28 protein-coding genes are annotated in these 24,534 nt (G+C 63.2%); 16 read left to right on the top strand and 12 right to left on the bottom strand.

All coding sequences use genetic code 11. The annotated features are described in order from the left end of the window. A complete protein-coding gene (locus tag AC6I6L_RS01545; RefSeq protein ID WP_497915953.1) occupies positions 1-447 on the top strand; it encodes a DUF7968 family protein in 447 nt (148 codons plus the stop codon). Positions 448-546: 99 nt separating this feature from the next. Here the strand turns inward: AC6I6L_RS01545 and AC6I6L_RS01550 are convergent, their stop codons facing one another. Continuing rightward, on the bottom strand, positions 547-1,020 hold the full coding sequence (locus AC6I6L_RS01550) for a DUF5812 family protein (RefSeq protein ID WP_497915954.1): 474 nt from the start codon (positions 1,018-1,020) through the stop codon (positions 547-549). 174 nt (positions 1,021-1,194) lie between these two features. Between AC6I6L_RS01550 and AC6I6L_RS01555 the strand changes: the two genes are divergently transcribed. The 4 genes from AC6I6L_RS01555 to AC6I6L_RS01570 all read left to right on the top strand — a co-directional run bounded on the left by AC6I6L_RS01555 (position 1,195) and on the right by AC6I6L_RS01570 (position 4,515). Further along, positions 1,195-1,629, top strand: a complete 435-nt coding sequence (locus AC6I6L_RS01555; protein ID WP_497915955.1) for a hypothetical protein — start codon at positions 1,195-1,197, stop codon at positions 1,627-1,629. Between the two features lie 76 nt (positions 1,630-1,705). Further along, complete coding sequence (locus AC6I6L_RS01560; protein WP_497915956.1) at positions 1,706-3,001, top strand: phosphoglucose isomerase-related protein; 1,296 nt, start codon at positions 1,706-1,708, stop codon at positions 2,999-3,001. A gap of 88 nt (positions 3,002-3,089) precedes the next feature. Beyond that, positions 3,090-3,317 carry a DUF7860 family protein gene (locus tag AC6I6L_RS01565; protein WP_497915957.1) on the top strand — a complete coding sequence of 76 codons (228 nt, stop codon included), beginning with the start codon at positions 3,090-3,092 and terminating at the stop codon, positions 3,315-3,317. A gap of 76 nt (positions 3,318-3,393) precedes the next feature. Then, positions 3,394-4,515: a CPBP family intramembrane glutamic endopeptidase gene (locus AC6I6L_RS01570; protein WP_497915958.1), complete on the top strand. Its 1,122-nt coding sequence runs from the start codon at positions 3,394-3,396 to the stop codon at positions 4,513-4,515. Positions 4,516-4,641: 126 nt separating this feature from the next. Here the strand turns inward: AC6I6L_RS01570 and AC6I6L_RS01575 are convergent, their stop codons facing one another. Further along, positions 4,642-5,100, bottom strand: coding sequence for an NOB1 family endonuclease (locus AC6I6L_RS01575; RefSeq protein WP_497915959.1), 459 nt, complete (start codon positions 5,098-5,100; stop codon positions 4,642-4,644). 4 nt (positions 5,101-5,104) lie between these two features. Then, positions 5,105-5,350, bottom strand: coding sequence for a PRC-barrel domain-containing protein (locus tag AC6I6L_RS01580; protein WP_497915960.1), 246 nt, complete (start codon positions 5,348-5,350; stop codon positions 5,105-5,107). A 316-nt stretch (positions 5,351-5,666) separates the two neighbouring features. Here AC6I6L_RS01580 and infB point away from each other — a divergent pair, with 316 nt between their 5' ends. Together infB and AC6I6L_RS01590 are read left to right on the top strand one after the other, a co-directional pair. Beyond that, positions 5,667-7,466: a translation initiation factor IF-2 gene (gene infB, locus AC6I6L_RS01585; RefSeq protein ID WP_497915961.1), complete on the top strand. Its 1,800-nt coding sequence runs from the start codon at positions 5,667-5,669 to the stop codon at positions 7,464-7,466. Positions 7,467-7,568: 102 nt separating this feature from the next. After that, positions 7,569-7,781 (top strand): hypothetical protein, encoded by a 213-nt coding sequence (locus AC6I6L_RS01590; RefSeq protein WP_497915962.1) that lies wholly within the window; start codon positions 7,569-7,571, stop codon positions 7,779-7,781. 31 nt (positions 7,782-7,812) lie between these two features. Here AC6I6L_RS01590 and AC6I6L_RS01595 read toward each other — a convergent pair whose 3' ends face one another. Both AC6I6L_RS01595 and AC6I6L_RS01600 read right to left on the bottom strand, forming a co-directional pair. Beyond that, positions 7,813-8,193: a cyclophilin-like family protein gene (locus tag AC6I6L_RS01595; RefSeq protein ID WP_497915963.1), complete on the bottom strand. Its 381-nt coding sequence runs from the start codon at positions 8,191-8,193 to the stop codon at positions 7,813-7,815. 72 nt (positions 8,194-8,265) lie between these two features. Continuing rightward, complete coding sequence (locus AC6I6L_RS01600) at positions 8,266-9,180, bottom strand: PH domain-containing protein (RefSeq protein WP_497915964.1); 915 nt, start codon at positions 9,178-9,180, stop codon at positions 8,266-8,268. Between the two features lie 166 nt (positions 9,181-9,346). Here AC6I6L_RS01600 and AC6I6L_RS01605 point away from each other — a divergent pair, with 166 nt between their 5' ends. The 4 genes from AC6I6L_RS01605 to AC6I6L_RS01620 all read left to right on the top strand — a co-directional run bounded on the left by AC6I6L_RS01605 (position 9,347) and on the right by AC6I6L_RS01620 (position 12,746). Continuing rightward, a complete protein-coding gene (locus AC6I6L_RS01605) occupies positions 9,347-9,697 on the top strand; it encodes a hypothetical protein (protein ID WP_497916826.1) in 351 nt (116 codons plus the stop codon). Between the two features lie 129 nt (positions 9,698-9,826). Further along, a complete protein-coding gene (gene pyrG, locus AC6I6L_RS01610) occupies positions 9,827-11,506 on the top strand; it encodes a glutamine hydrolyzing CTP synthase (RefSeq protein WP_497915965.1) in 1,680 nt (559 codons plus the stop codon). Beyond that, complete coding sequence (gene guaA / locus AC6I6L_RS01615) at positions 11,506-12,423, top strand: glutamine-hydrolyzing GMP synthase (RefSeq protein WP_497915966.1); 918 nt, start codon at positions 11,506-11,508, stop codon at positions 12,421-12,423. Before pyrG ends, guaA begins: the two co-directional genes overlap by 1 nt. Next, positions 12,420-12,746, top strand: a complete 327-nt coding sequence (locus AC6I6L_RS01620) for a DUF7126 family protein (RefSeq protein ID WP_497915967.1) — start codon at positions 12,420-12,422, stop codon at positions 12,744-12,746. Before guaA ends, AC6I6L_RS01620 begins: the two co-directional genes overlap by 4 nt. A gap of 502 nt (positions 12,747-13,248) precedes the next feature. On the opposite strand, the gene AC6I6L_RS01625 is transcribed toward AC6I6L_RS01620, so the two are convergent. Both AC6I6L_RS01625 and AC6I6L_RS01630 read right to left on the bottom strand, forming a co-directional pair. Continuing rightward, positions 13,249-14,070: a 5-formyltetrahydrofolate cyclo-ligase gene (locus AC6I6L_RS01625; protein WP_497915968.1), complete on the bottom strand. Its 822-nt coding sequence runs from the start codon at positions 14,068-14,070 to the stop codon at positions 13,249-13,251. Beyond that, positions 14,070-14,690 carry a MogA/MoaB family molybdenum cofactor biosynthesis protein gene (locus tag AC6I6L_RS01630; RefSeq protein WP_497915969.1) on the bottom strand — a complete coding sequence of 207 codons (621 nt, stop codon included), beginning with the start codon at positions 14,688-14,690 and terminating at the stop codon, positions 14,070-14,072. Before AC6I6L_RS01630 ends, AC6I6L_RS01625 begins: the two co-directional genes overlap by 1 nt. 193 nt (positions 14,691-14,883) lie before the next feature. Here AC6I6L_RS01630 and AC6I6L_RS01635 point away from each other — a divergent pair, with 193 nt between their 5' ends. Next, entirely contained in the window at positions 14,884-15,924 is a 1,041-nt protein-coding gene (locus tag AC6I6L_RS01635) for a zinc-binding dehydrogenase (protein ID WP_497915970.1), read from the top strand. A 97-nt stretch (positions 15,925-16,021) separates the two neighbouring features. Further along, positions 16,022-16,357, top strand: coding sequence for a DUF7977 family protein (locus AC6I6L_RS01640; protein ID WP_497915971.1), 336 nt, complete (start codon positions 16,022-16,024; stop codon positions 16,355-16,357). Positions 16,358-16,406: 49 nt separating this feature from the next. Here the strand turns inward: AC6I6L_RS01640 and AC6I6L_RS01645 are convergent, their stop codons facing one another. The 3 genes from AC6I6L_RS01645 to AC6I6L_RS01655 all read right to left on the bottom strand — a co-directional run bounded on the left by AC6I6L_RS01645 (position 16,407) and on the right by AC6I6L_RS01655 (position 18,553). Next, positions 16,407-16,718: a DUF7853 family protein gene (locus AC6I6L_RS01645; protein ID WP_497915972.1), complete on the bottom strand. Its 312-nt coding sequence runs from the start codon at positions 16,716-16,718 to the stop codon at positions 16,407-16,409. A gap of 125 nt (positions 16,719-16,843) precedes the next feature. Beyond that, positions 16,844-17,410 carry an NUDIX hydrolase gene (locus AC6I6L_RS01650; RefSeq protein ID WP_497915973.1) on the bottom strand — a complete coding sequence of 189 codons (567 nt, stop codon included), beginning with the start codon at positions 17,408-17,410 and terminating at the stop codon, positions 16,844-16,846. Between the two features lie 105 nt (positions 17,411-17,515). After that, on the bottom strand, positions 17,516-18,553 hold the full coding sequence (locus AC6I6L_RS01655) for a diacylglycerol/lipid kinase family protein (RefSeq protein WP_497915974.1): 1,038 nt from the start codon (positions 18,551-18,553) through the stop codon (positions 17,516-17,518). Positions 18,554-18,613: 60 nt separating this feature from the next. On the opposite strand from AC6I6L_RS01655, the gene AC6I6L_RS01660 reads away from it, so the two are divergent. Then, a complete protein-coding gene (locus AC6I6L_RS01660; protein ID WP_497915975.1) occupies positions 18,614-19,324 on the top strand; it encodes a CehA/McbA family metallohydrolase in 711 nt (236 codons plus the stop codon). 36 nt (positions 19,325-19,360) lie between these two features. Here the strand turns inward: AC6I6L_RS01660 and AC6I6L_RS01665 are convergent, their stop codons facing one another. After that, positions 19,361-19,774, bottom strand: coding sequence for an Lrp/AsnC family transcriptional regulator (locus AC6I6L_RS01665; RefSeq protein ID WP_497915976.1), 414 nt, complete (start codon positions 19,772-19,774; stop codon positions 19,361-19,363). Between the two features lie 102 nt (positions 19,775-19,876). Here AC6I6L_RS01665 and carA point away from each other — a divergent pair, with 102 nt between their 5' ends. Further along, positions 19,877-20,953, top strand: a complete 1,077-nt coding sequence (gene carA, locus AC6I6L_RS01670; RefSeq protein ID WP_497915977.1) for a glutamine-hydrolyzing carbamoyl-phosphate synthase small subunit — start codon at positions 19,877-19,879, stop codon at positions 20,951-20,953. A gap of 947 nt (positions 20,954-21,900) precedes the next feature. Here the strand turns inward: carA and AC6I6L_RS01675 are convergent. After that, on the bottom strand, positions 21,901-22,665 hold the full coding sequence (locus AC6I6L_RS01675) for an IclR family transcriptional regulator (RefSeq protein ID WP_497915978.1): 765 nt from the start codon (positions 22,663-22,665) through the stop codon (positions 21,901-21,903). A gap of 352 nt (positions 22,666-23,017) precedes the next feature. On the opposite strand from AC6I6L_RS01675, the gene AC6I6L_RS01680 reads away from it, so the two are divergent. Continuing rightward, positions 23,018-24,460, top strand: coding sequence for an FAD-dependent oxidoreductase (locus tag AC6I6L_RS01680; protein ID WP_497915979.1), 1,443 nt, complete (start codon positions 23,018-23,020; stop codon positions 24,458-24,460). Positions 24,461-24,534 lie beyond the last annotated feature (74 nt).

A 24,534-nucleotide genomic window follows, 5' to 3' on the forward strand; every position in this document is an offset into this window, starting at 1 on the left:
ATGGAACCGGAATCAGGACGACACCCCGATCGATTCGCGACGCCGTCCGGGACGACCCGTGACGAGAGCGTCGATCCGCCCTCCGAGACGGCAGCGGCAGCCACCGGCGCAACCGATAGCCAACCTGAAGCCGTTTCGAGTGCCGATCGAGTCGTCGTTTCCTACCCCGCCGATCTCTCCGAATGGGGTCGGTTCCAGGTCGAGAAACCGTCGTTTCGCGCGTTCTTGCGAAAGACCCGCGAGGTGGCCCGAGAGGGTGACGTCTGGGAGGAGTTCGTCGGCGTCGGCTGCTGTGGAAACACGCTGGACGTACCCCTGCGCGTCGAACGGGTTCGCGGCGGGACTCGCATCGACGAGAATACCGAGATCAGCTACGATGTCCGCGAGGCCTGTGGTATCGAGGGAAGTTGGCGGGTCCAGAGCCGTGGCGGCCCGAGTCACGGCTGAGAACCCGTCGGAACTGCAGATCTGGCCCGAAGCCGCGTCTGAGAACCCGTCGGAACTGCAGACCTGACCCGAAGCCGCGTCCGTCGTCCCGGACGAGAATCAATCCGGCAGATAGCGGACGCTTACCACGCCGTCGTCGGCCGATCGACGAATTTCGACACGAACGGCGTCGAGTCGCGCCGCACGCGCGAGCGTCTCCTCGTCCTCCAGTACGTTCCGGGCGGTCGGTTCGACCTCACCGTCCGGGACGCGGAGGACGTGAATCTCGCCGGTGCCCGCCCGCTCTCTCGTGACCAGCTCACCGACGGCGGCGTCGGCTCCGAGTTCTTTTTCCTGGGTCGTCGGCTCCAGGTCGCTGTCGACGAGGTCGATCGACCGACGGTCCTCGATCTCGACGACCTCCCACGTGACCTCCAGTGGCGGTTCGGGAGCGACGGTTCCCTCGAAGACGTCGTGGACGGCGAGGTCGGGGTTCGAGGCGAGAGTGTGTACCTGTGCCGTGTCGACGTCGCGGACGACCGCCGACTCTGCTTCGGCGTGTGTCACGACGAACGTGCCCGTGGTTTCGCTCATGGCCCCGCGTAGACGCCCGGTCGGTTTCGGGGTTTCGGCTTCGAGTCGATCGACGATCGAAGCCCGATCGGTCCGCTGCCGAGATCGAGCCGATCGCCCGTCGGATCGAGAGGTCGACGGGCACGGGTTTGACGAACGTGGGCGATTAATAGGCTAATCTCCCGTTTTCAGCGTATGCACCACGATCGACGCACGCGGTTGCTCGAGTTCTTCGTCATCGGCATCGCGTTCGGTGTCACCGAGGACGTTCTCGCGGTGGTGATCGCGACGGACGCGGAACTCTCGCTCGAAATCGTCGGCGTGGTCGTCGTGATCGCGATTCCGTTCGCCGTTCTCTCGGAGTTGATCGTCGATCATCCGAAATTTCTGCACTTCGATCGACTCTCGTTGCTGATCGGATCGGTAATCGGGAACGGCGATCGATCGCGAACCGAGCGCGTGCCCGGTGAGATTCGGACCGAAACGACGCCGTGGCCCAACCAGGAGTATCACTGTGACATGTGTGGCGCTGCATTCGAAACGGGAGCAGTGCTCACCGAACACCTCGATCGCCGGCACCCCGGCGTCCGAATCGAGTGGTCCGTTCACGCCGACGCGTCGGAACGGTAAGCGCTCACAGCGGTCGACCCACCACCGGCTGTACCATGACGGAATCCCTTTACACTCGGCGGTCGCCTCACCGAATATGAACGTCGATATCGGTAACGCCCTCGATACCGTCGCCTCGCCCGGCATCTCTCGGGACGCCCTCGATCGGCTGGACGAACAGGTCGCCGTCGCACACGATCGCATCGACGACGGGCGCGAGAACGCCGAGCACGGGTACGAAGCGCTCAACCTCCCCTCTCGAACCGACCCCGACGCGATTCGATCGGCCGTCGAACCGGTCGTCGACGCCGACGCGCTGGTGACGATCGGCATCGGCGGGAGTTCCCTCGGCGCGGCGACGATCGTCGACGCGCTGGCGTCCGAGACGGAGACCGTCTTCCTCGACAACGTCGATCCCGAGTGGGTGACGGCCCACCTCGATCGACTCCCGCTCGAGAACACGGCGATCAACGTGGTCTCCCGATCGGGGACGACGGCGGAGACGCTCGCAAACTTCCTCGTCGCTCGCGAGGCCTTCGAGTCCGCGGGCGTCGACTGGACCGAGCGAACGATCGTGACGACGGGCGAGTCCGGCCCGCTTCGCGATCTCTCCGATCGACACGACCTTCCGTCGCTGAAAGTCCCCGACGGCGTTCCCGGTCGATTTTCCGCACTGTCCGCCGTGGGGATGGTCGCCGCCGCGGTCTGTGGACACGACCTCGAGGCGTTGCTCGACGGAGCCGCCGCCGAGGCCGAAACGCTCTCGGGATCGCTCTATGAGTGTCCGGCCTACGCCTACGGCGCGACGACCTACGCCCTCGACGCTCGTGGGGCAGGGATGAACGCGATGATGCCGTACGCGGAATCGCTCGACACCTACTCGGAGTGGTTCGCCCAGCTGTGGGCCGAGAGCCTCGGGAAGGACGACCTCGGCCAGACGCCGCTTCGCGCACTCGGCGTCACGGACCAGCACTCCCAGCTCCAGCTCTATCGGGCCGGACCGCAGGACAAGGTCGTCACGTTCGTCGTACCCACCGATCGCGGCGATCGATCGATCCCGTCCACCGACGTCGACGATCTCGCCTACCTCGGTGACGCGACGCTTTCCGATCTGCTCCAGGCCGAGTTCGAGGCGACCGAGGCGAGCCTTGCCGCGGCGGGCCGACCGAACGTCCGGATCGAGATCGATCGAGTCGACGAGTACGAACTCGGCGGCCTCCTGTACGGCATGGAAGCGGCCTGCGTCCTCGCCGGCGAACTGTACGGCGTCAACACGTTCGAGCAGCCGGCCGTCGAGTGGGCAAAGAAGGCGACCCGCGGACTGCTCGGCGGCGGCGACTTTGCCGAGGCCGAGGCGGTCGCCGAGAAGACGGAACTACGGGTCGAACGGTAGCTCGAGCGCGCCGGACGCACGTCCGGGTCCGCTGGCGATCGATCGAGGCGATCAAAAAGCCCATAACGCACCCGAACGACCCGCCGCTATGGGCCACGGAATGGGGCTCGACTACGGACGGTACGTAAAGGGCGGCCTCGTCCTCGGGTTCGCGATGGTTCTTCTCGGGGCTGCGATCGCGGCGATCGGGCCGATGCTTTTCGGTCCGCTCCCCGAGTGGGAACTGGAACTCGCCGTCGACGTGATGGCGATCGGGGTCGGAACTGGCTTCGTCTCCGTCTTCGGCTTCGGAGTTGCACTCCCGCTGACCGAATGACCGCGGGTCGGTCGATCGTCTGGCCACCACCGACCGGTTGCGGAGGCCCTATGTGGGTCCACGCGAAAGTCGGGGTATGAACGAGACAGCGCGAGTCGACGACGCAGGCACGTACGCCTCCAGGGCGGTGCCTGCCGTCGGGACCGGGCTCGCCGCCGTCACGGTCGCCGCGATGGCGATTCCCGTTCGTCGGGGCGTCGACGATCCGATCGTCTGGGCCGGCACAGCGTTTGCACTGCTCGCTATCGCTGCGTTTCTGGGCAGCCGATACGGACTGTTCGACCGCAGAATCACGGCGGCGGTCGCCGGACTCTCGAGTCTCGCCGTCGTCTTGCTGTCGGGCTACGCCCTGAACCAGGGCGTCTCGGTTCCGACGACAGTTCCGGTGACCGGCTGGTCGGTTTCGCTCCTGTTTACGGCGTTTCTCACGGCGGGTATCGCCACCGGCATCGCCGTGGCCGATTACTTCGGGATCGGCGGGCGGGGACTCAAAGACCGGAGTCTCCGGACGACGTTCCTGCTGATCGTCGGGATCGTTGGGCTGCTCGGCGCACAGATCGCGACACTGGTGATCGCGCTGCCGGCTATGGCGATCACCGGCTCACTGTCACAGCTCCAGCTGGTCGCGCTCAGCCAGTTCGGGATGGCGGTCGGCACGGCGGCCGTCGCGGTGATCTACCTCGGCGTGCGCGAGTACGACTTCTCGTACATCGATCTCAGGGTTCCGTCGCTGCAGGACGCCGCCTGGACCGTCGGCGGAATCGTCATCCTCTTTGGCGCACTCATCGCAATTTCACTGCTGTTCCAGGCGACCGGCGTCGAGAGCGCCGACCACGGTACCACCCAGCAAGCCCAGGAAAACCCCGAAATCATGCTTGTACTGGTGCCGGCGGCAATCTTGATTATCGGTCCGTTCGAGGAACTGCTTTACAGAAACGTCATCCAGAAATCGCTGTACGAAACGTTCTCGCGCTACGGTGCCGTCATCGTCGGCAGCGTAATCTTCGCCGTCGTCCACGTCCTCGCCTACGGTACCGCCGGACCCGGACAGGTAATCGCGAGTCTAGCGGTCATCTTCGGCCTGTCGCTGGTGCTCGGAACGATTTACGAGCGCACCGAAAACCTCCTGGTCCCGTCGCTCGTCCACGGCGTCTACAACGCGATCCTCTTTGCGAACATGTACGTCACGTACGTGTGAAGTACGTCACGTGCGTGTGGACCCGGTCGGACACCCGCCGGCGATCGAGTGCCTGTCGACTGTCGATTCGGACGATCGCTCTCGAAACGAAACAGCTGACTGGAAACGGAGTCTCGTCGAACCCGGTCAGGGCGGGTTTTTTCGAGCGAGCGACGAACCACAGATCGGACAGCGGTCTTTCTGTTCGTCGAACTCTCGACCGCAGCCCTGACACTGGTAGTGCCACTGTCGCTGTTCGTCGATTCCGTCGCGGGCGATCACTTTTACGCTGACGTGTAGCCTCTCGGAGACGTTTTGCATCGCGTAATCGTCGGTCACGAGCGTGGCGTCGAGTTCGAAACTGGCCGCGACGAGGCGAATGTCGGTATCAGAAAGCACATCGAGATCGCCCGACTCTTTTGCGGCGCGTCGAACTTTTTCGGTCGTATCCTCGTTCGGAATGTGAATGTGCATTCCGGAACCCTCCATCGCGTCGTAGCGATAGGCGCTCTCGTCTTCGAGTTCCTCGCGGACGAGTGGGATCGTTGCAGTCTGTTCTGTCGTGTGAAAGTCGTGAATAAAAGCCGAGGAGTCGAGAACGTACATACCGTTAGCGCTGGACGACGATGTAATCTTTGACGGCCTGGACGCGACTGACGGGGACCAGGAAGCGACCGGTGTCGTTACGGTCGAAATCGACGCTTCGAGTCGAGAGCTCTTCGTCCGGCTCGATAACGAGGTCGTGGAGTGCGCCGGACTTTACGTCCATCGTGATATTATAGAGCAATCCGAGTTCGGTTCCGTCGGATCCCATGACCGACTTTCCCGAGAGGTTCTCAGCGAGTATTTCGCTCATGCCCGCCACTACTTACTGGTCGATATTAAAGACCATGGGGTCGTCTGACGGATGGCAACCGATCGTCAGACGGTCAGCAGCGAGTCGGAGCGACCACACTCGTCGGGACCAACCACCCGACACACTGGCGACCGATCGCCGCAGTCGCTCGTAACGCTCGTCGGGTCCGCTCGTTGGGCCCCACCTCCCACGATCGATCGGATAGCCGGCGGCACGCGTCGACGTAACACGGTGCAGCGACCCCGGTTCGGTCGTGACGATGGGTTTAACTACTGCGAAACGGACGATACGACAACGACCTTCTCGGGTGGTCATCATGTCTAATTCGGATACACACGACCCCACATCTCTGCGAACCCCGATCGTCGCCGTCCTCGGGCACGTCGATCACGGGAAGACGAGTCTCCTCGACAAGATCCGCGGTTCGGCGGTTATCGAGGGCGAAGCAGGCGCGATTACCCAGCACATCGGTGCGACGGCTGTCCCGCTGGACATCATCTCCTCGATCGCGGGCGAACTCGTCAATCCCGACGACTTCGACCTGCCGGGACTGCTGTTCATCGACACGCCGGGCCACCACTCGTTTACGACGCTGCGCTCTCGCGGCGGCGCGCTGGCCGACATCGCGATCCTCGTCGTCGACGTCAACGACGGCTTCCAGCCACAGACGCTCGAAGCGCTCGACATCCTCCGCCGATCGCAGACACCGTTTATTGTCGCGGCGAACAAGATCGATACCGTCCCCGGCTGGAACGCAAACGAGGATACGCCGATCAACGCGACCTACGACGCCCAGTCCGATCGCGTCACCTCGCGCCTCGACGAGAGCCTCTACGAGATCATCGGAAACCTCTCGGACGAGGGATTCTCCGCTGACCTCTACTGGCGCGTGCAGAACTTCCAGCGAAACGTCGGCGTCGTTCCCGTCAGCGCGATGACCGGCGAGGGCGTCCCCGACCTGCTCGCGGTCATGATGGGTCTCTCCCAGCGGTACATGAAAGAGGAAATGGAGATCGACGTCGCCGGCCCCGGCGTCGGGACCGTCCTCGAAGTCAAAGAGGAGAAAGGATTCGGAAAGACGATCGATATCGTCCTCTACGACGGGACGATCCGGGCCGACGATACGATCGTCGTCGGCGGCCAGAACGAACCGATCGTCACCGAGGTTCGGGCGCTGTTACAGCCCCGCCCGCTCGCGGAGATTCGGACCGAGAGTCGATTCGAGAAAGTCGACGAGGTCTCTGCCGCAGCAGGTATCAAAGTCGCCGCCCCGGAACTCGGCAACGCGATGGCCGGCGCGCCCGTCCGCGTCGTCCGCGATCGCGATCGCGAGGAGGTCATTCAGGAAGTCCAGGCCGAACTCGCGGACATCGCCGTCGATACGGACGAACAGGGCGTCGTCGTCAAAGCCGACACGCTCGGGAGCCTCGAAGCGATGGCCGACGCCTTAGCAGACGCGGAGGTGCCGATCGTCCGTGCGGAAGTCGGGGACGTCGCGCCGCGTGACATCTCGGTGGCGTCGACGGTCGAAGACCCCAAACAGCAGGTCATTCTCGGCTTCAACGTCGACGTGCTCTCGGACGCACAGCGGCGCGCGGAGATTGACGACGTGGAGCTCTTCACGGACGAGGTCATCTATCAGCTCGTCGAAGAGTACGAAGAGCACGTCGAGGAGATCGAACGCGCACAGCAGGATACGATTCTGGACAACATCGTCCGCCCCGCCCGATTCCGCATTTTGCCGGACCACACGTTTCGCCAGAACGATCCCGCAGTCGTCGGCGTCGAGGTCAACGCCGGGACCATCCAGAACAACGCGACCGTCGTGAAACTCGAGGGCAACGAGTTCGAACGCGTCGGGCAGGTCAAAGGGATTCAAAAGCAAGGCGAGGACGTCGACGAGGCCCGCGCCGGCAACCGTGTCTCCGTTGCGATCGACGGCCCGACGGTCGGCCGCCAGATCGAGGAGGGCGAGGAACTCTGGATCGAACTCCCAGAGAAACACGCGAAAATTCTCGAGCAGGAACTCGCGAGCGAGATTCCCGGCGACGAACTCGAGGCGCTGAACATGTACCTCGACAAGCAGCGCAGCCGCGACCCCTTCTGGGGCAAGTGACGACCGTCAAACGACCGTCAACCCGCAGCAATCGATCTGTTGGTCGCCTTTCGAGGCGCTGAGAGCCGGCGCACTTATAGTATCGAACCGCTTATAAGTCGTATGGTGAAGATGGTCTGGTTCCTCGTCGTGTTTACCGTCACTCTCGCCACCGGGCTGTTTTACGGGCTGGCGATCGGATCGACGGCGCTGTTTTACGGGTTCGCCACCGTACTCGTCGCGTTGACGGGGGCGGGATGGCTCTCGTTGGTCATCTCGCGCGGGCGCGATCGATTCCGATCGAATCGCGAGACGATTCGGCGAAACGGATCGTGAGGCCCGAATTTGCAGTCCAGCAGTGAGACGCTTACCGGCCGTCTGCTGGCTCGAACCGAAGCCGAGCGCCTCCCTCCAGCGTGGTCAGCGGGTCGGTGTCGTCGACCCTCGCGATCGGGGTGACGGGAGCTGCCGCGCGCGGTTCGTCGTCGCGACTCGCCGGCGTCGGTCCCCAGAACAGACACAGTTTCGCGCCGGCCGGCCAGTAGGCGATCGTTCCCTTGGAAACGACCTCGCGTGCGTTCTCCGGCGGTACGTCGAGCGAGACGTCAGTGTAGAGTTCGTCCCCCCAGCGGACCGCGTCGCCGGCGACGGGGAGGGCGGCCTCGAGTGCCGCCCGTGTTTTGGGGGCCTCGTCCGTCCAGGTCGCCTCGAGCGTGCGACCGTCGACTGTCACGAGCAGGTCGGTCATACGCCCAGCCTCGGGCAGAGGTACCTTCAGTTTCAGTGGTCGCGTCGCGTCTCCGGCGCGGTAGCATCCGGCTCAGTTTCTTGCAGGGACGGTCCCACTAATCTCCTGATCGCGGGTGCGAGCGCGCTCGATCGCCTCGCAGACGGCTTCGGGGTCGTCGATCGCCTCCCGATCGCAGCGAATATCGAACCAGCGGCGCTCGAACACGAGTTCGTCGGCGGTCAGGGAGACGCCGGTAATCGTCTCCCAGGGGAGGAGTGTGGTGCCGAGCGATCGTTCGAGGACGAGTCCCGCGTCGTGGGCCCGAAGTTGGCTGGTTCCCCACCGATCGCTCGGGTCGTGGGTCACCCAGTCGGTGGTCGTCGCGAGAAGGAGGTAGACGCCGTAGCCGAGGAGCCAGAGCCCGACGACGCCCGGCTGGGCGTACAGGCTCCCCAGTCCGGCGACGATCATCAGTATCGCGCCGATCGCGGCGTACCGGTCCCAGAACTCGGTGAACCGTCCGACGCGCTGCCAGGCCACCACCGCCACGGGATCGTCGGTCGTGACCGCGGCGACGTACCGATTTCTGGACATTCGCGCGAGGCCGGCGGCGACCGCCACGGTGACGACCGTCAGCGCGATCGCGAGCGTGACGAACCCTGCGGTGTACGCGATCGGGGCGATCGCGGGCGCGAGCAGGATTCCCGCGAAGGCGGCTGCCGGGAGGTACCAGCCGAGTCGTCGCCAGCGGGTTCGACCGAGTCGAACCGGCACGCCGTCGAGTCGATCGGCAAAAATGAAGACGACGAGCAACACGGCGGTCACCGTACTCGGGACCGTCGCAACCGTCGCGGCGGTCGATGCCCCGGCGAGCAGCGCGCCGATCGCGCTCCAGCCGGCGACGATCACGCCGAGGTAGAAGCCGAGTCCGGCTTTGAAGCCGAGGTCGAGACCGTCGGCCGGTGGGTCAGGGTCGGCCGAGACACCGTATTCGTGAGACGACACGCGTACTCGATAGTTGATGCTGTGACACAAAACGGTTCCGGAGATTCGGAGATCGCCCTTCGGGCGGGTCCCACGTGACGCTTCTCGCCCTTTGGTGCCCTTTCGTTATGTGCGGCCGGACATTGCTCGCGTGAGCCTTACGATACTGTTCGTCTTCGGGTGCGGTATGCTCGTCCAGTTGCGCCAGTACAAACACGAGGAGGTCCAGTTCGACGATAACCGGACGACCGGCAAGTCCCAGACGGAAGATACCGTCAATCCGGAGGCCGAGCACTACTTCGGGATGGATATGGACGAGATCGACGCCGAAACGTGGGACACCGTCGAGTACGACGGCGACCCGATTCAGCGTCGATCCGTGACGTTCGACGACATCACTGCGGTGTCGGTTCCGGACGAACCGGCCGACGCGGGGGATCGCGACCTCCCCGGACAGACGATCCAGTTGCGTTCGGGTGGGGACATCGAGACGATCGATCGGGCCGAGATCGTCGAGATTCAGGACGAAAATCCGTAGAGTAGAGCACGTGCGGCCGCCACGGCAGGTTCGAAACTCGACCCGCTACGACACTGTCGAGTGTGCCAGTGGCTCCCGCTGGCGGGTCGGTCCCGAAATCGTTTTCAACCGTTCACGCGGACACTCGGTATGCCGACGGAATCGGACACTCATTATGACCCCTCGCTGGGGAACAAGTTCATCTTCGTCACCGGCGGCGTGATGTCCGGACTGGGTAAGGGCATCACTGCTGCGAGCACCGGCCGTCTGCTCAAAAACGCCGGGTTCGACGTGACTGCAGTGAAGATCGACCCGTATCTCAACGTCGATGCGGGGACGATGAACCCCTACCAGCACGGGGAGGTGTACGTCTTGGAAGACGGTGGTGAGGTCGACCTCGACCTGGGGAACTACGAGCGGTTCCTCGACATCGACATGACCTCGGATCACAACATCACCACGGGGAAGACCTACCAGCACGTCATCGAGAAGGAACGGGCGGGCGACTACCTCGGGAAAACGGTCCAGATCATCCCCCACATCACCGACGATATCAAACGGCGCATTCGGGAAGCCGCGGAGGGAACCGACGTCTGTATCATCGAAGTCGGCGGCACCGTCGGTGACATCGAGGGAATGCCCTACCTCGAAGCGCTGCGCCAGTTCGCCCACGAGGAGCCCGAGGAGAACGTTCTCTTTACCCACGTCACTCTCGTTCCCTACTCGAAAAACGGCGAGCAGAAGACGAAACCGACCCAGCACAGCGTCAAGGAAGTGCGATCGATCGGCCTCCAGCCCGACGTGATCGTCGGGCGCTGTGAGGATCGTCTTGACCCCGAGACCAAAGAGAAGATCGCCCTGTTCTGTGACATCGAAACGGAGGCGGTCTTCTCGAATCCCGATGTCGAGGACGTCTACCACGTCCCGCTGATGGTCGAAGACGAAGGACTCGACCAGTACGTCTTGGAGCACTTCGGGTTGGCCGATGCGGCACTTCCGGAGGGTGAACGCACCAACGACTGGCGCGAGATCGTCACGACTGAAAAAGAGGGCGAGGTGGACGTCGCGCTGGTCGGCAAGTACGACCTCGAAGACGCCTATATGTCGATCCACGAATCGCTCAAGCACGCCGGCTTCGAGGTCGGCGTCGACGTGAACGTTCACTGGGTCTCCGCCGGAGAGATGGCCGACGGACACGAGGGGCAACTCGACGACGTCGACGGCGTCATCGTTCCTGGCGGCTTCGGGATGCGCGGCTCGGAGGGCAAGATCGAGGCCGTCCGCTACGCCCGCGAGAACGACGTTCCGTTCCTCGGACTCTGTCTGGGCTTCCAGATGGCCGTCGTCGAGTACGCCCGACACGTGCTTGGACTCGAGGACGCTCACTCCGCCGAAATGAAAGCGGAGACGCCCCATCCCGTCATCGACATCCTGCCGGAACAGTACGAGGTCGAAGACATGGGCGGCACGATGCGGCTGGGCGAGCACACGACCGTTATCGAACCCGAGACCCTCGCCTACGACCTCTACGACGATACGTCCTGTACGGAACGCCACCGGCACCGCTACGAGGTCAACCCCGAATACTTCGATCGGTTCGAGGACGAACCGATGGTCTTCTCGGGCACCGCTGGCAACCGCATGGAGATTCTCGAACTCGAGGACCATCCCTACTTCCTCGGGACGCAGTTCCACCCCGAGTACACCTCCCGCCCAGGTCAGCCGAGTCCGCCGTTTCTCGGACTGGTCGAGGCCGTCCTCGATCGAGTTGCCGCGGCCGAATCGTCCGACGAACAGACCCACGAGACTGAAACTGAGGTAACCCACTGATGGTCGACACCGACACGTTCGTACCCGACGCAGTTGCAGAGATCGAAGACGAAATCGGCGACGCAAACGCTGTCATCGCCCTCTCGGGCGGCGTCGACTCCTCGGTCGCCGCCGCGTTAGCCTACGAGGCGATCGGCGATCGACTGACGCCGGTCTACGTCGACACCGGCCTGATGCGCAAAGGCGAGACCGACCAGATCCGGGAAACGTTCGACTACATGGAGTCGCTGCGGATCGTCGACGCCAAAGATCGGTTCCTCGACGCACTCGCCGGCGTCACCGATCCCGAGGAGAAACGTCATATTATCGGGGAACAGTTCATCCGCGAGTTCGAGCGGGAGGCGAACGAGGCCGACGCCGACTACCTCGTGCAGGGAACGATCTATCCCGATCGGATCGAGAGCGAGGGGAACATCAAATCCCACCACAACGTCGGGGGTCTCCCGGACGTCGTCGACTTCGAGGGAATCGTCGAACCCGTTCGCGACCTCTACAAGGACGAGGTTCGCGAGGTGGCACGCCACCTCGGACTCGACGAAATCGTCGCTGAGCGGATGCCGTTCCCCGGCCCTGGGCTCGCGGTCCGAGTGATTGGAGAGGTCACCGACGAAAAACTCGACGTTGCCCGCCACGCCTGCCACGTCGTCGAGGACGAACTCGAGGAGTACGAGCCCTGGCAAGCGCTCGCGGCGGTGATCGGCAAGGCGACGGGTGTCAAAGGCGACAACCGCGTCCACGGCTGGGTCGTCTCCGTGCGCTCCGTCGAGTCGCGTGACGGGATGACCGCCCGCGCCCAAGAGATCGACTGGGAGACGCTCCAGCGCATTCAGTCCCGGATCACCGGCCAGAACGACAACGTCGCTCGCGTCGTCTACGACGTGACGCACAAACCACCCGCGACGATCGAGTACGAATGACCATGGATGCGATCGTCGGCGGTCCTGACGAAGACGGAATCGGTGACGCGCTCGAAGCACAGGGCGTCGACGTCGCCCGGGTCAACGGCGTCATCTCGCGGCCGACGCTCGAGGAGGCGGGCATCCTTGAGGCCGACCTGTACGTCCTGACCGACATCGATCAGGCGACTACTATCCCGATCGCCCACGACTTGAACGACGACCTGCAGACGGTTACCTACGCCCGACGGACGATTCCGGAGTTCGTCAAGGGACAGCTCGACCTCGCGATCGATCCGAAGCTCATGGACGCGGCCGTCGTCGCCGAAGAGTTGGCTGCCTAACACCGTTTTTAGCCCGACGTGCTCGGCGGTCGTCGATCAGCGTCCGGTCACAGCACGGAGCTGTTCGACACCCAAATAGTTAATTTAAAACTATTATAAATTCCTACTTTCTCGGTATGAACCGTCTCGACGCCGGTATCGGCTGATTGAACTCGGATTGAATTCGGGGGAATTCGACGTAAGACTCCTATACCGTCGCCCCTGTTCAAGTGCGTCCCGGCGCTATCGGAGAGTGGAGGTCGACGGGCAGACCCCACCGAGGCATTATTCGCCTTTCCCGTGACTTCCAGCAACCCCACCACAGCACCCTTCCCCCACCATTGCCACACCGTTTCCGTCTGGTGACGCAGGTTTCGCTGCACCGGCCTGCGTCGTCTCGGTTCTGGCATCCGGGGTCCCCCACGCCCCGGAACGTTTTCAGTACCCGTGACTGGCTAGTCGGCAACGAATTCGTCGATTCCGGCCGCGAAACGCGACGTTCGTCGATCGGCGCTCTCGTCGATCACTGCGATCGATCGCGAAGCCGTTCTAGCACCGGTATCTCAGCGATTCGCGTCTCGTCGAGTAGCGACCAGTCGACCCCCGTCGGCTGACGCTGCGAGAGTGGCCGGAGCACCCGCTCCGGAGTTACGACGAGTCCCATCGCGACATCGTGATCGCCGATAGCCACCGGATTCTCGATCAATTGTCGTTCGTGAATCGTCGTCGCAATCGGCGTCTCGTCGTCGACCAGATCGAGTTCGCGGAGGACGGCGTACTCGAGATCGCTGTACCCCTCACCTTTACCGATCCGGCCGCCGTCGTCGGTTTCGTGGCTACTGCTGTTCGTCGCCGCGCGCGGTTCCGCGCACACGGCAACGCTGCCGGAGACGATCAGATCGATCGGTTCGACAGCGTCGGGACCGACCTGTGTCCCGTGTTTCGACGACCCGGAGACCGTCGTCGCTTCGTCGTAGTCCGCGAGAACGGCGGGGTCGAGTTTCAGGAAACATCGTTCGTCCGCGAGTCTGGGGACGGCCATGTACACGATTTTGCCGTCGCGCAGGGCGCGTCGGCGGACGGGCAACTGCGGCGCGTCGGGGTTCGCCTTGATCGTCGTCGCCCGTCGCCACTCGGGTTGATCGGCTAGCCGTTCGGCCGCCCGCGTCGCGCCCTCGAAGTTCGGAATTCGGCCGTGCGGCGGGAACGGAAACCGGGCGACGCCGCTGTCCTCGAGGTCGTCCCAGATGCGCTCTCGGATGGCCTCCTTGTCGATCGTCGGCTCGGTTGGCGACTCGCACTGCCGATCGGATTCTGACGTGTCGTCCGTCTTATCCGGACTCATCAGCGGTCACCGTCGGCGTTCGACTGCCGATCGTCCGCCTCCCGCGTGTCGCCGTCTTCGTCAGCGTCCGAGTCAGTGTCCGCAGTCGAGTCGACGTTCGGGTCTTCCCGCGCGAGGGCGACGATCGTGGCTCCCTCCGGGAGGATGATCTCGTCGATCGCGAGTACGGTCGCGTCGGGGTCGCCGGGGAGACAGAACACCGGGACGGTGTCGGCGATTCCTGCGAGGGTCCGCGCCGCGACGACGCGCGAGCCGACCTGTTCGTACGCAAGGTGGGTAAACAGTTCGTCGAAGGCGGTCAGCTCCTTTTCGAGCAGTGGCTCGACTGCTTCGAGCGTAACGTCGTCGGGTTCGATGCTCGTCCCGCCGGCGGTGATCACGATGTTCACGTCGTCCCGATCGATCATCCGCTCGACGATCGACTGTACCCGATCGTACTCGCTGCCGACGTGATCGCGTACCACTACGTCGGCGTCGGCTGATTCGATACGCGTGACGATGGCTTCGCCGGCCTCGTCCGATGCGAGTTCTCGATCGGACGCGACCGTGAGGACGCCGGCAGCGAGCGAGCCGACGTCGTCGGCGTCCGCATCGTCCTCCTCCGGTGGCGTCTTCGTCATACTCCCCGTTGAACAGCCGGGGCTAAAGTAGCCACTGTCCACGACGGGCCGTGAGACGCTGGTTTCGGCGGCGAACGCGAGACGGGCGCGATCGGACAGTTCGCGACAGGCCAACGCTTGCCGCCACACCTCGACCGACCACCAGTGGTTCTCCCACACCAACTATTATGCACGACTCGGTCCTGATCCGAGTATGGACGCTGTCAAGATCACCGGACACGGCGGAACCGACGTCATCGAGTACGGCGAGTATCCCGATCCCGAACTCGATCGCAACGAGGTCCTCGTCGACGTGAAGGCGGGTGCGCTGAATCATCTCGACGTCTGGGTTCGCCGCGGACTCCCGACGCTTGACCTCGAGATGCCCCACGTACCGGGCAGCGACGCGGCCGGCGTCGTCGCGGAAACCGGCCCCGACGTCTCCCGCTTCGAGGCGGGCGATCGCGTCGCGCTCACCGCGGGGGTCCACTGCGGCGAGTGTGAGTTCTGTCGTCACGGCGATCCGACCCTCTGTGTCAACTTTCACCTGATCGGAGAACACGTCACCGGCGTCCACTCGGAGTACGCCGCGATCCCCGAAGATAACCTGATTCCCGTTCCCGACGGCGTCGACTGGGTGACCGCGGGATCGAGCGCGCTCGTGTTCCAGACCGCGTGGCGGATGCTGATCGATCGGGCCGACCTCGAGGCGGGCGAACGGGTGCTGGTACTCGGTGCGAGCGGCGGCGTCGGTCAAGCGGCCGTCCAGATCGCGGCCCACGCGGGCGCGGAGGTGTACGCGACCGGCAGCACCGAGGCGAAATTAGACCACGCTCGCGAATGCGGTGCAGACCACGTGGTCAATTACGAGGACGAGAGCTTCGCGTCCTGGGTTCGCGAGGAAACCGGCGGTCGCGGCGTCGACGTCGTCGTCGACTACATCGGAGCCGGCACCTGGCGCGATTCGATCAAGAGCCTCGCGAAAAACGGCCGACTGGTCACCTGCGGTGGCACCGCGGGCGGGAATCCGGAAACGGATATCCCTCGCATTTTCTGGAACCAGCTTCACATCATCGGCTCGACGATGGGGACGCCGGGGCAGGTCGACGACGTCATGAGCCTGGTCTGGGACGGCACGTTCGAGCCCGCGATCCGGGAGGTGCTGCCGATGAGCGAAACCGCGCGAGCCCACGAGATCATCGAGGGCCGTGAGGGGTTCGGAAAGGTGGCCGTTCGCCCCGATAGCGAACTGTAAGCCGGCGATCGCGCCAGCCAGACGCGACCCGACTCGGGATCGTGCGGACACCGCCGGAACCGTGAGTGCTTTGCCCGTGCGCTCGAAACCACCGATCGTGACCTCGAGCGACGACGGCGGCTACGTCCACGATCCGTCCGCGTTCGACGACGACGGAACGCGCCGCGAGTCGGCGGACGGCCCGGACGCGAACGGGCCCTCCACCGACGGCTGGGTCGACGGGCCGCCCCACCCCGAGACGGCCGATCGAACCTTCGACTGGCGCGGCTGGACGCTCGTCGGCGTCATGGTCTTTGCCTTTCTCGTCGCGCCGACCGCGATCCTTCTCGTGCCGCCGAGTGCCGATGGCTACCGCTTTGCGCTGTTGATCCTTCCGCTCGTACCGGCACTGTTACTGGCGGTGACGGCGGTCTGGGCGACGACGCGACCTTGAGGCGGGTCGACTGCGCTCGAACGCAGAACTCGCGTTAGAAGATAGGTCGTTACTGCTCGATCTCGAATGCGTCCTCGAGTCGGGTGCGGACGGTCGATCCGTGGATGAGATCCTGCTCCGGCGTCTCCTCGCCGTCGAGATAGCTGTCGAGTGCATCGTGGAGGTGTCGCGCCTGATTGGCGGTCAGCGTCTCCGTTCCGCTCTCGATAGTCTCGAACAGTTCGATCGTCCAGTCAGGCGGTCGTTCGTCCTCGTCGATCGCCTCGTCGACGCGGTCCGAAAGAACGTGATGGACGACCCACTGTTCCTCTCGGGACAGCGTGATATCGTGCGTCTCGGTTTCCGGGGGTGTGGAACTCATTTCGTCACACGGACCGATTGTGTCGGCCCTCAGGCGACGCTACGAACGGGGATGTAATAAGCCTTGTTACCGCTTGTCATGGTCCGAGAACCGGTCGACGGTCCGTTTGGGAACTCGCGGCGTCGTTACTCCGACCGAACCTCTCGTCGCATCGCGATCTCGAACCACGGACAGAGTCGAAGCTGACGGTACCACTCCGGGTTCTCGTGCAGGCGCTCGTAGGGAACCCACAGCAGGCCGGCGACCTCCTCCTCGTCGGGGTCGAGTGTGGTATCGGTCAGGGTGAGTTGCAAGACCGCACAGACCTCGTGCTCGACGCCCGCGTTCTCGAAGTAGCGTTTGTACTCGAAGCGATCGGTCAGCCGAAGGTCGTCGTACTGGTCGGGCGTGATCCCAAGTTCCTCCTCGAGTCGCTGTCGGGTTGCTTCCTCCTGGCTCTGTCCTTCGACTGGGTGGGAGGCGACGGTGCCGTCCCAGTAGGTTCCCCAGAGGCGCTTTCCGGGCGCTCGCTGGGCGAGCAGGATGTTGTCGTCCTCGTCGAAGACGAGCGAGGTGAACGCACGATGGCGGATGCCGTCGCCCGTGTGTGCCTCGAGTCGGTTGACGAGTTCGAGTTCGGTATCGTTTTCGTCGACGGCGATAACGTCCTGGGCGGCGTTTTTGTGCGGAAGTTCCTCGTTTTCTGCGCTCATACGTCCATCATTGCAGAGGCTCTTGAAACCAGTATCGTCTCTTGCCGACGATCGATTGCTCCACATTCCGTTTCGGCCGAGCAGTTTCATCCGGAATGCCAGCCGTCACTCGCGTCCGGTTTCGCCATCGGGATCGATCCGATATCCGCTCCCGACTGCGACCCGTAGCTTGCGGGGATGCGTCTCGAGCGAGAGGGTCTCGGCTCCGAGCAGTTCACCGTCGAGGCTGTACTCGGTCGGCTCGGACCGCAAACTCTCGAGTCGCAGCGATGGAACCCGTCTGCGAACCACGTGGGTCTCCTCCCGATCGAAGATGCCGGTCGGTGCGAGGTCCTCGACGAGACCGATCGGTGAGGCATGTTCGATAATGGTGACCTCGAACAGGCCGTCCTCGACGTTGGCCTGTGCACACCGAGCGGTCGTGAACCGCCGACAGTTTCCGACGAGGACGAACGCCGCTTCACCGGTCCAGGTTTCGGTCCGCTCCCGGCTGGCGGTGTGCTCCGATTTCGAGCCCGTCGACCCGGCTTCGATCTTCAGTTCCTCCCCCGACCCCTCGTCAGACCCGCACGCATCCGGTGGTCCGTTCCCGTTTTCGAGCGTCGCCTTGATCGGAAGCGCATCGAACGAAGCGACCGCTTCGAGGGTTCGTCTGACGTACGCGAACACGCCGAGCGCTTTCTTCTCTTCCGGCGTGGTCGCGTCGCTCGCCGCCGCCGTAACGCCGCCGACACACGAGTTGACGAACGCGCGATCGTTCGCCACGCCGAGATCGATCCGTCGACGCCGGCCCGTTTCGATCACCTCGAACGCCTCCTCGATCGTCTCGACGCCGACGTTCGCCGCGAAGTTGTTTCCCGTTCCGGCCGGAACGACGGCGAGCGTCGTCCGATCGAGTGCCTCCGCCTCGACGAGGCCGTTGACGACCTCGTTGACCGTGCCGTCGCCGCCGGCTGCGGCGACGAGCGTCGCACCGTCCGCGCCGGCCTCCCGTGCCAATCGCACCGCATCGCCCTCAGTTTCCGTGACGCGAACCGTAAACCCGTGATCGCGCGCTCGACGGGCGATCCGGTCTGCGTGCTCGCCGTTCCCACTGGTCGGGTTACATATCAGGACGGCCTCCTCGTCATCACTCCGGCCCATACGACTACCAGGTGGCCCGAGACCAAAACCATCAGTTCACGGCGCGTTATATGTCCTCGTATGTTCGCCGTCGATCTCCACGCGCACACGCGATTCTTTCACGGCTACTCTCGACTCGGCGACCGGTTCGATCCGTACGGCGTCTCCTTGCTGGCACGCGCCGTCGATCGCCGGGGACTGGACGGCGTCGCGACTACCAATCACGACTACTACACCCCGTTTCACCGCGACGACGTGACGATCATTCCGGGGATCGAGGTGTCGACGACCCACGGTCACGTCCTCGTCATCGGTCCCGACCCGCCCAGAAAGACGGTCCCGCTCGAATACACCCCTCAGGAGGTCGTCGAACTCGCACACGATCGCGGTTGCGTGGCGATCGTCGCTCACCCGACTCGAAACAGTACCGTTACGGATTTCGAAACTCTCCCGTTCGACGCGATCGAGATCAACGGGAAACACCCGCGGACGGAGACGATCGCTCGCTCGCTGGCTGAGCAACGCGACCTCCCGCTGGTCGGCGGCAGCGACGCGCACTACCCGTTCGAGGCGGGACGGGCGTACACGCTGATCGACGCCGATCGACTCACTCCCGAGTCGGTCGTCGACGCCGTTCGAGACGGCCGCGTCGAACCCCGCGTCGCGAACCAGCCGATCGATCGGTTCTTCCGGCGCGCGTATCACGCACTGTACCGGCGCAAATACCCGAACGGCGTGCTGGCGGAGGTGACGCCCGGTGTCGGCAGCGCGCCCGAAGAGGTCGACCGGTGATTCCGACAGCGATGGTCAGTCGAACGGCAGCGATCGTCAGCCGAGCTGTTCGTCGAGAATCAGCCGGGTTTTCGTGCTCACGACCTCTTCCTGATCGCGGGCCTGGGTGATCAGATCGTTCACTCCGCGCGTGTCCGCGGCGTCGACGACGAGGACGATGTCCTGTTCGCCGGAAACCATCCAGACGAAGTCGACCTCTTCCCACTCGGCCATCCGCTCGGAGACGGCTTTCGTGTCGACGTCGACCGCGACCCCGATTTCGAGCATCGCTTTGACGTTTCCCGTTCGCGTCGAAATCGTAAACCGCTCGATGACGTCGTTGTCCATCATTCGCTCGACGCGGTTGCGGACGGTGCCTTCGCTCGTCCCGACCTCGTCCGCAATCTCCGTGTACGGTGTCCGCGCGTCACGCCGGAGAATATCGAGGATCCGCCGGTCAAGATCGTCCATGGAGATGTGTGGGTACGCCCAACAGGCACTTACCAATTACGAATTTCGTAACTCAGCTTCGAAGACAACACTTATGCCGGTCGAATCAGTACGTAGTTCGTAATGACAGCAGCCTACGTTGCACTGGAAGGCGGCCACGTGATCGAGGGACGTGGTCGTGCTCCGGGAACGGCTCGTGGCGAACTGGTATTCACGACGGCATACTCCGGATACGAAGAAAGTCTGACCGACCCATCCTACGAAGAACAGGTCCTGACGTTCTCGTATCCACTGATCGGCAACTACGGCGTCCGTGAAGAGCGGTTCGAATCCGATCGCGTCCACCCACGCGCCGTGCTCGCACGTGAACTCACCGAGGACGTCGCCGAGTGGCTCGAAAGCGAGGACGTGCCGGCTATCGACCACCTCGACACGCGCGAGGTCGTCATCGACATCCGTGACGGCGGCGCGATGAAGTGTGGAATCGCCGTCGGCGAGGACGTCACCGAAGAGGACGCACTCGCGGAACTCGAGCAGTGTAAAGCGATGAGCGACCACACCGAGATCGGTGCCCAGGTCAGCGTCGACGAAGCAGCCGTCCACGGCGAGGACAACGACGGCGAGACGGTCGCACTCGTCGACTGCGGCGCGAAGGGGTCGATCGTCGACTCGCTGGTCGCCCGCAACGCGACGGTTCACGTTCTCCCACACGACGCCGAGGCAGCTGACGTCAAGGCCGTCGACCCCGACATCCTGTTCATCTCGAACGGTCCCGGCGATCCCGCAAACTACGAGGAAGCGATCGCACTCGTCGAAGCGTTCGTCGAGGACACGCCCGTCGCCGGCATCTGTCTCGGCCAGCAGATCGTCGCCGAGGCACTCGGCGGCACGACCGAAAAGATGACGTTCGGCCACCGCGGCGTCAACCAGCCGGTCCTCGATCTCGAGTCGGGACGGGTCGTGATGACGACTCAGAACCACGGTTACACGGTTGACGAGCCCGGCGAGCACCTCGAAGTGACGCAGGTCAACGTCAACGACGACACGCCGGAGGGAATCGACGGCATCGAGTACGACGTGATCACTCGCCAGTACCACCCCGAAGCGAATCCGGGACCGGAGGACACCCTCGACTTCTTCGACGACGTGCTCGCGATGGCCGATCCGACGGCTCAGCAGGCCGTTCCCGCCGACGACTGATAGGGAGTAGTATCGTCAGTTACCGACGGTCGCGAACCCACCGTAGACGATCGCCGGTATAATCGATCTACCAGCGCAATTGCAAAACGGATCGCGGTTGCGCTGACAACGACGTACACCGGACCGTTCCGTCATTATTTTCGTTAGACGCTCCGCCCTTCTCGAGTGGAAACGCGACCACTGTCGGTTTTCTCTCGTCGTGGGCTGCGTCTTCCAGGGCGTGACTCGATGGTACGTTTGAGAACACTATCAAAAGTGACTATATAGATAAAGCATATGATTTCAATCAGATCTCGCAGGATTTCTCTGTATTTCCCAGATCTCTTTAATACGAGTCCTTCGAGCAATTTACCAGTGATATGCGAATATCGGGGACGCTTCTCTCGATCAATTTCGATCGAATCCCATACGACAGATTCTACTGGTCTTGGCCCTTTTCGACGTATTTCTCTCTTTCTACCCCCTAACTATATATTAGTTTATATGTCGGATGCTTTTTTACTGTATAAATTTGTCTTGTTGGATTTCATGGGTTACGTTATTCGCACCTGAATTCACACATTACGTACGTACGTGTGTAATCTATCCGGTGCGGTGTATTACAACGGTACACGTGTAATTATTTTCACCGCTGATCGCGCTGCACCCGGGCGGTCGATTCGCCGGTTCGATCGACGCGACTAACGCAGTTCGTCGTCGGCCGGTACACTCCCGTTCGCACTGGTTTCGTCGAGTACATCTTGTCGCCGGGGCTCGACTCCGGTTCCTCCCTCGAGCCATCTCTCGTCTCTTTCCAGCCAGATGCGTTCCGGAGTGCCGAACGCGTTGATAACGTCTCTCACACGCTGTTAGCCGAATACGGAGGGATGGTGGTCTTCAATAACAGTTCATGACTGATTGACCGATCGATCGCCGGTCGAACTCGTTCGCTAATGCCGAACAAACTGTTAGCTGTACGTCGTTCGGATCGTGATGACGCGGGCGCTTCGCTGGACCTGTTCCGGAAGGTCGCTCCCGTCGACGGTGTCGTCGATACGCGTCGTCGGTACGGAGACGCTGATCGACCCAAGTATCTCGTCGTCTTCGGTGAGAATGGGTGCACCGATCGCTCGCATTCCTTCGATCCGCTCTTCGAGATTCAGCGCGTATCCCCGCTCGCGAACCGTTTCCAGTTCCGCGAGCAACGCCGATCGGTCCGTGATCGTGTGAGCGGTTCGTTTCGCGAACCCGATGTCGTCGAGGTAGGCATCGAGTTCGTCTTCCGGCAGGTAGGCGAGGTAGCACTTGCCGACAGCGGTCGCGTGCAAGTCGACGGTACTTCCGATGTGAGAATCGGTCTGAACCGCCTGTTCGCCGGCAGTCTGGTAGATGTAGACGCCGCGGTGGCCCTCACCGACCATCACCTGACACCGTTCGCCGGTCGTCTGTGCGAGCTGGTCGGCCTCGGATTTGGCCGCTTCGTAGAGGTTGTACCGCGCTCGCGCGTGATGGCCGAGTTCCAGAAACCGGAGTCCGACGCGATACGTTCCGTTCCCTTTGACGACGTAGCCGAGGGACTCCAGCGTGGTCAGGTGACTGTGAGCCGTACTCTTCGAAATCGAGAGCGCCTCGGCGATGGCGGTGACGCCCGCACCCTCGTTGTCGCGAATATGCTCGAGCACGTCGAAGGCTGTCTTGACGGAGCCCACGTGAGCCGACGCGTTTTCGGTCATGCTCGATGATCGGGCTGGACCCACAAAGTTCTTTCTAGCCGAACGCTGCTTCGGCCATGCCGAACAGATCGGTTCGAACGAACGATTGACAATCGCCCGCTCGGTGATTCGCTGGACGTTTTGAGTGGCCCTTGGGGTATTTGTCGGTCGATCCGCGTGTGGCGTATCGTCGTAACTCGAACGACGGCATTTACCCGTCGACGTTCGCGTTCCGTCATCCCGAACGAGCAGCGTTCTGCGAATGGTTCCGGCAGCGATCCGACAGATTCGTAGCGCCGTCCCTTTCGCCGGCGAGTCGGGTGAGACCCGTGTTAGGATAGGTTTACATAGCGGTAGGACCGAACCACGTGGTATGTCGTCTCCCGAGTTGCACGAGCGGACGATCGATGATTCAACGCCGGAGGTTCTCGACGCCGACGACGTCTCCTTCGACGTCGGAACGGACGTTCTCGTCGCAGGCGGTGGCGGAACGGGACTCGTTGCAGCGCTCGCGGCTGCCGACGGAACCGACGGGACGGTTACGGTCCTCGAAAAATCACACAGGCTCGGCGGAAACACGTCGCTGTCGACGGGCATGATCCCGGCGGCGGGGACTCGGTTTCAGCGCGAGGCGGGTATCGACGAAGAACCGGCGGACATGGCACGAGATATCCTCGAGAAGAACGACCACGAAGCCGATTCCGATCTCGTCCACACGCTCTGTACCGAAAGCACGAACCTGATCCACTGGCTGGTCGACGACTGGGATATCACGTTACAGTTCGTCGACGATTTCACCTATCCGCAACACTCCACTTACCGGATGCACGCGCCGGAGGGCCGCAACGGCGAGAATCTGGTCGAGGAACTGGCCGAACGGATCGAGGCAACTGAAAACATCGAACTGCTCACGCACACGCCGGTGAGAAAACTCGTCGCTGACGGGGATCGCGTAGTCGGCGCGATCGCCGGCGAAACCCACGAGGAAGCGATCGAGGCACGGAAAGTCATACTCGCTACGGACGGGTTCGCCGGGAATCGACGGATGGTCGAACAGAACTGCGGACAGATTTCGGATGCACTGTACTTCGGGTCGGACGGCAATACCGGCGACGGGATCCGCTGGGGGGCCGCCCTCGACGCCGAACTGGCCTGCATGGATTCCTATCAGGGGCACGCGACGGTCGTTCAGGGGACGGGCGCGCTGTCGACCTACGCCGTCATCATGAACGGGGGCTTTCTGGTCAACGAGGCCGGTCAGCGGTTCGGGAACGAGGCCAAAGGATATTCGGCGCTCGCGATCGACGTCGTCGAACAGCCGGACAACGTCGCCTACGAGATCTTCGACGAGCGCATCTTCGAGAAACTCGAGGGCGAGTTCGACGATTTCGACGAGGCCGTCGAACTCGGGTCCTACGTCAGCGCCCCGGACATCGAAACGCTGGCCGAGAACCTCGGCTGCGACCCGGCCGTGACCGCAGAGGCGCTCGAGGCGTACAACGAGGCCGTTCGCGCCGACGAACCGGATTCGGTCGGCCGGGTCGACGGACGGTCCGTGCTCGAACCGCCGTTCTACGGGGCGACGGTCACGGGGTCACTGTTTCACACGCAGGGGGGACTGGTCGTCGACGAACACGGCCGCGTGCTGCAGACCGACGGCGGCGTCGTCGAGAGCCTCTATGCTGGCGGCGGAACCGCCGTCGGCATCAGCGGCCACGGTGCCGGCGGCTACCTGAGCGGGAACGGACTCACGACGGCGCTCGGACTGGGTCGGCTCGCTGGAATGCACGCGGCCGCGACGCTCGAGGGCGAGTAATCTCGGGAATCACGTCAATCACCGACTAGCGAGTCATCTCGGGAACCACGTCAACCACCGACTAGCCAATCACG

The organism is Halosolutus sp. DAT137 (assembly GCF_059736405.1).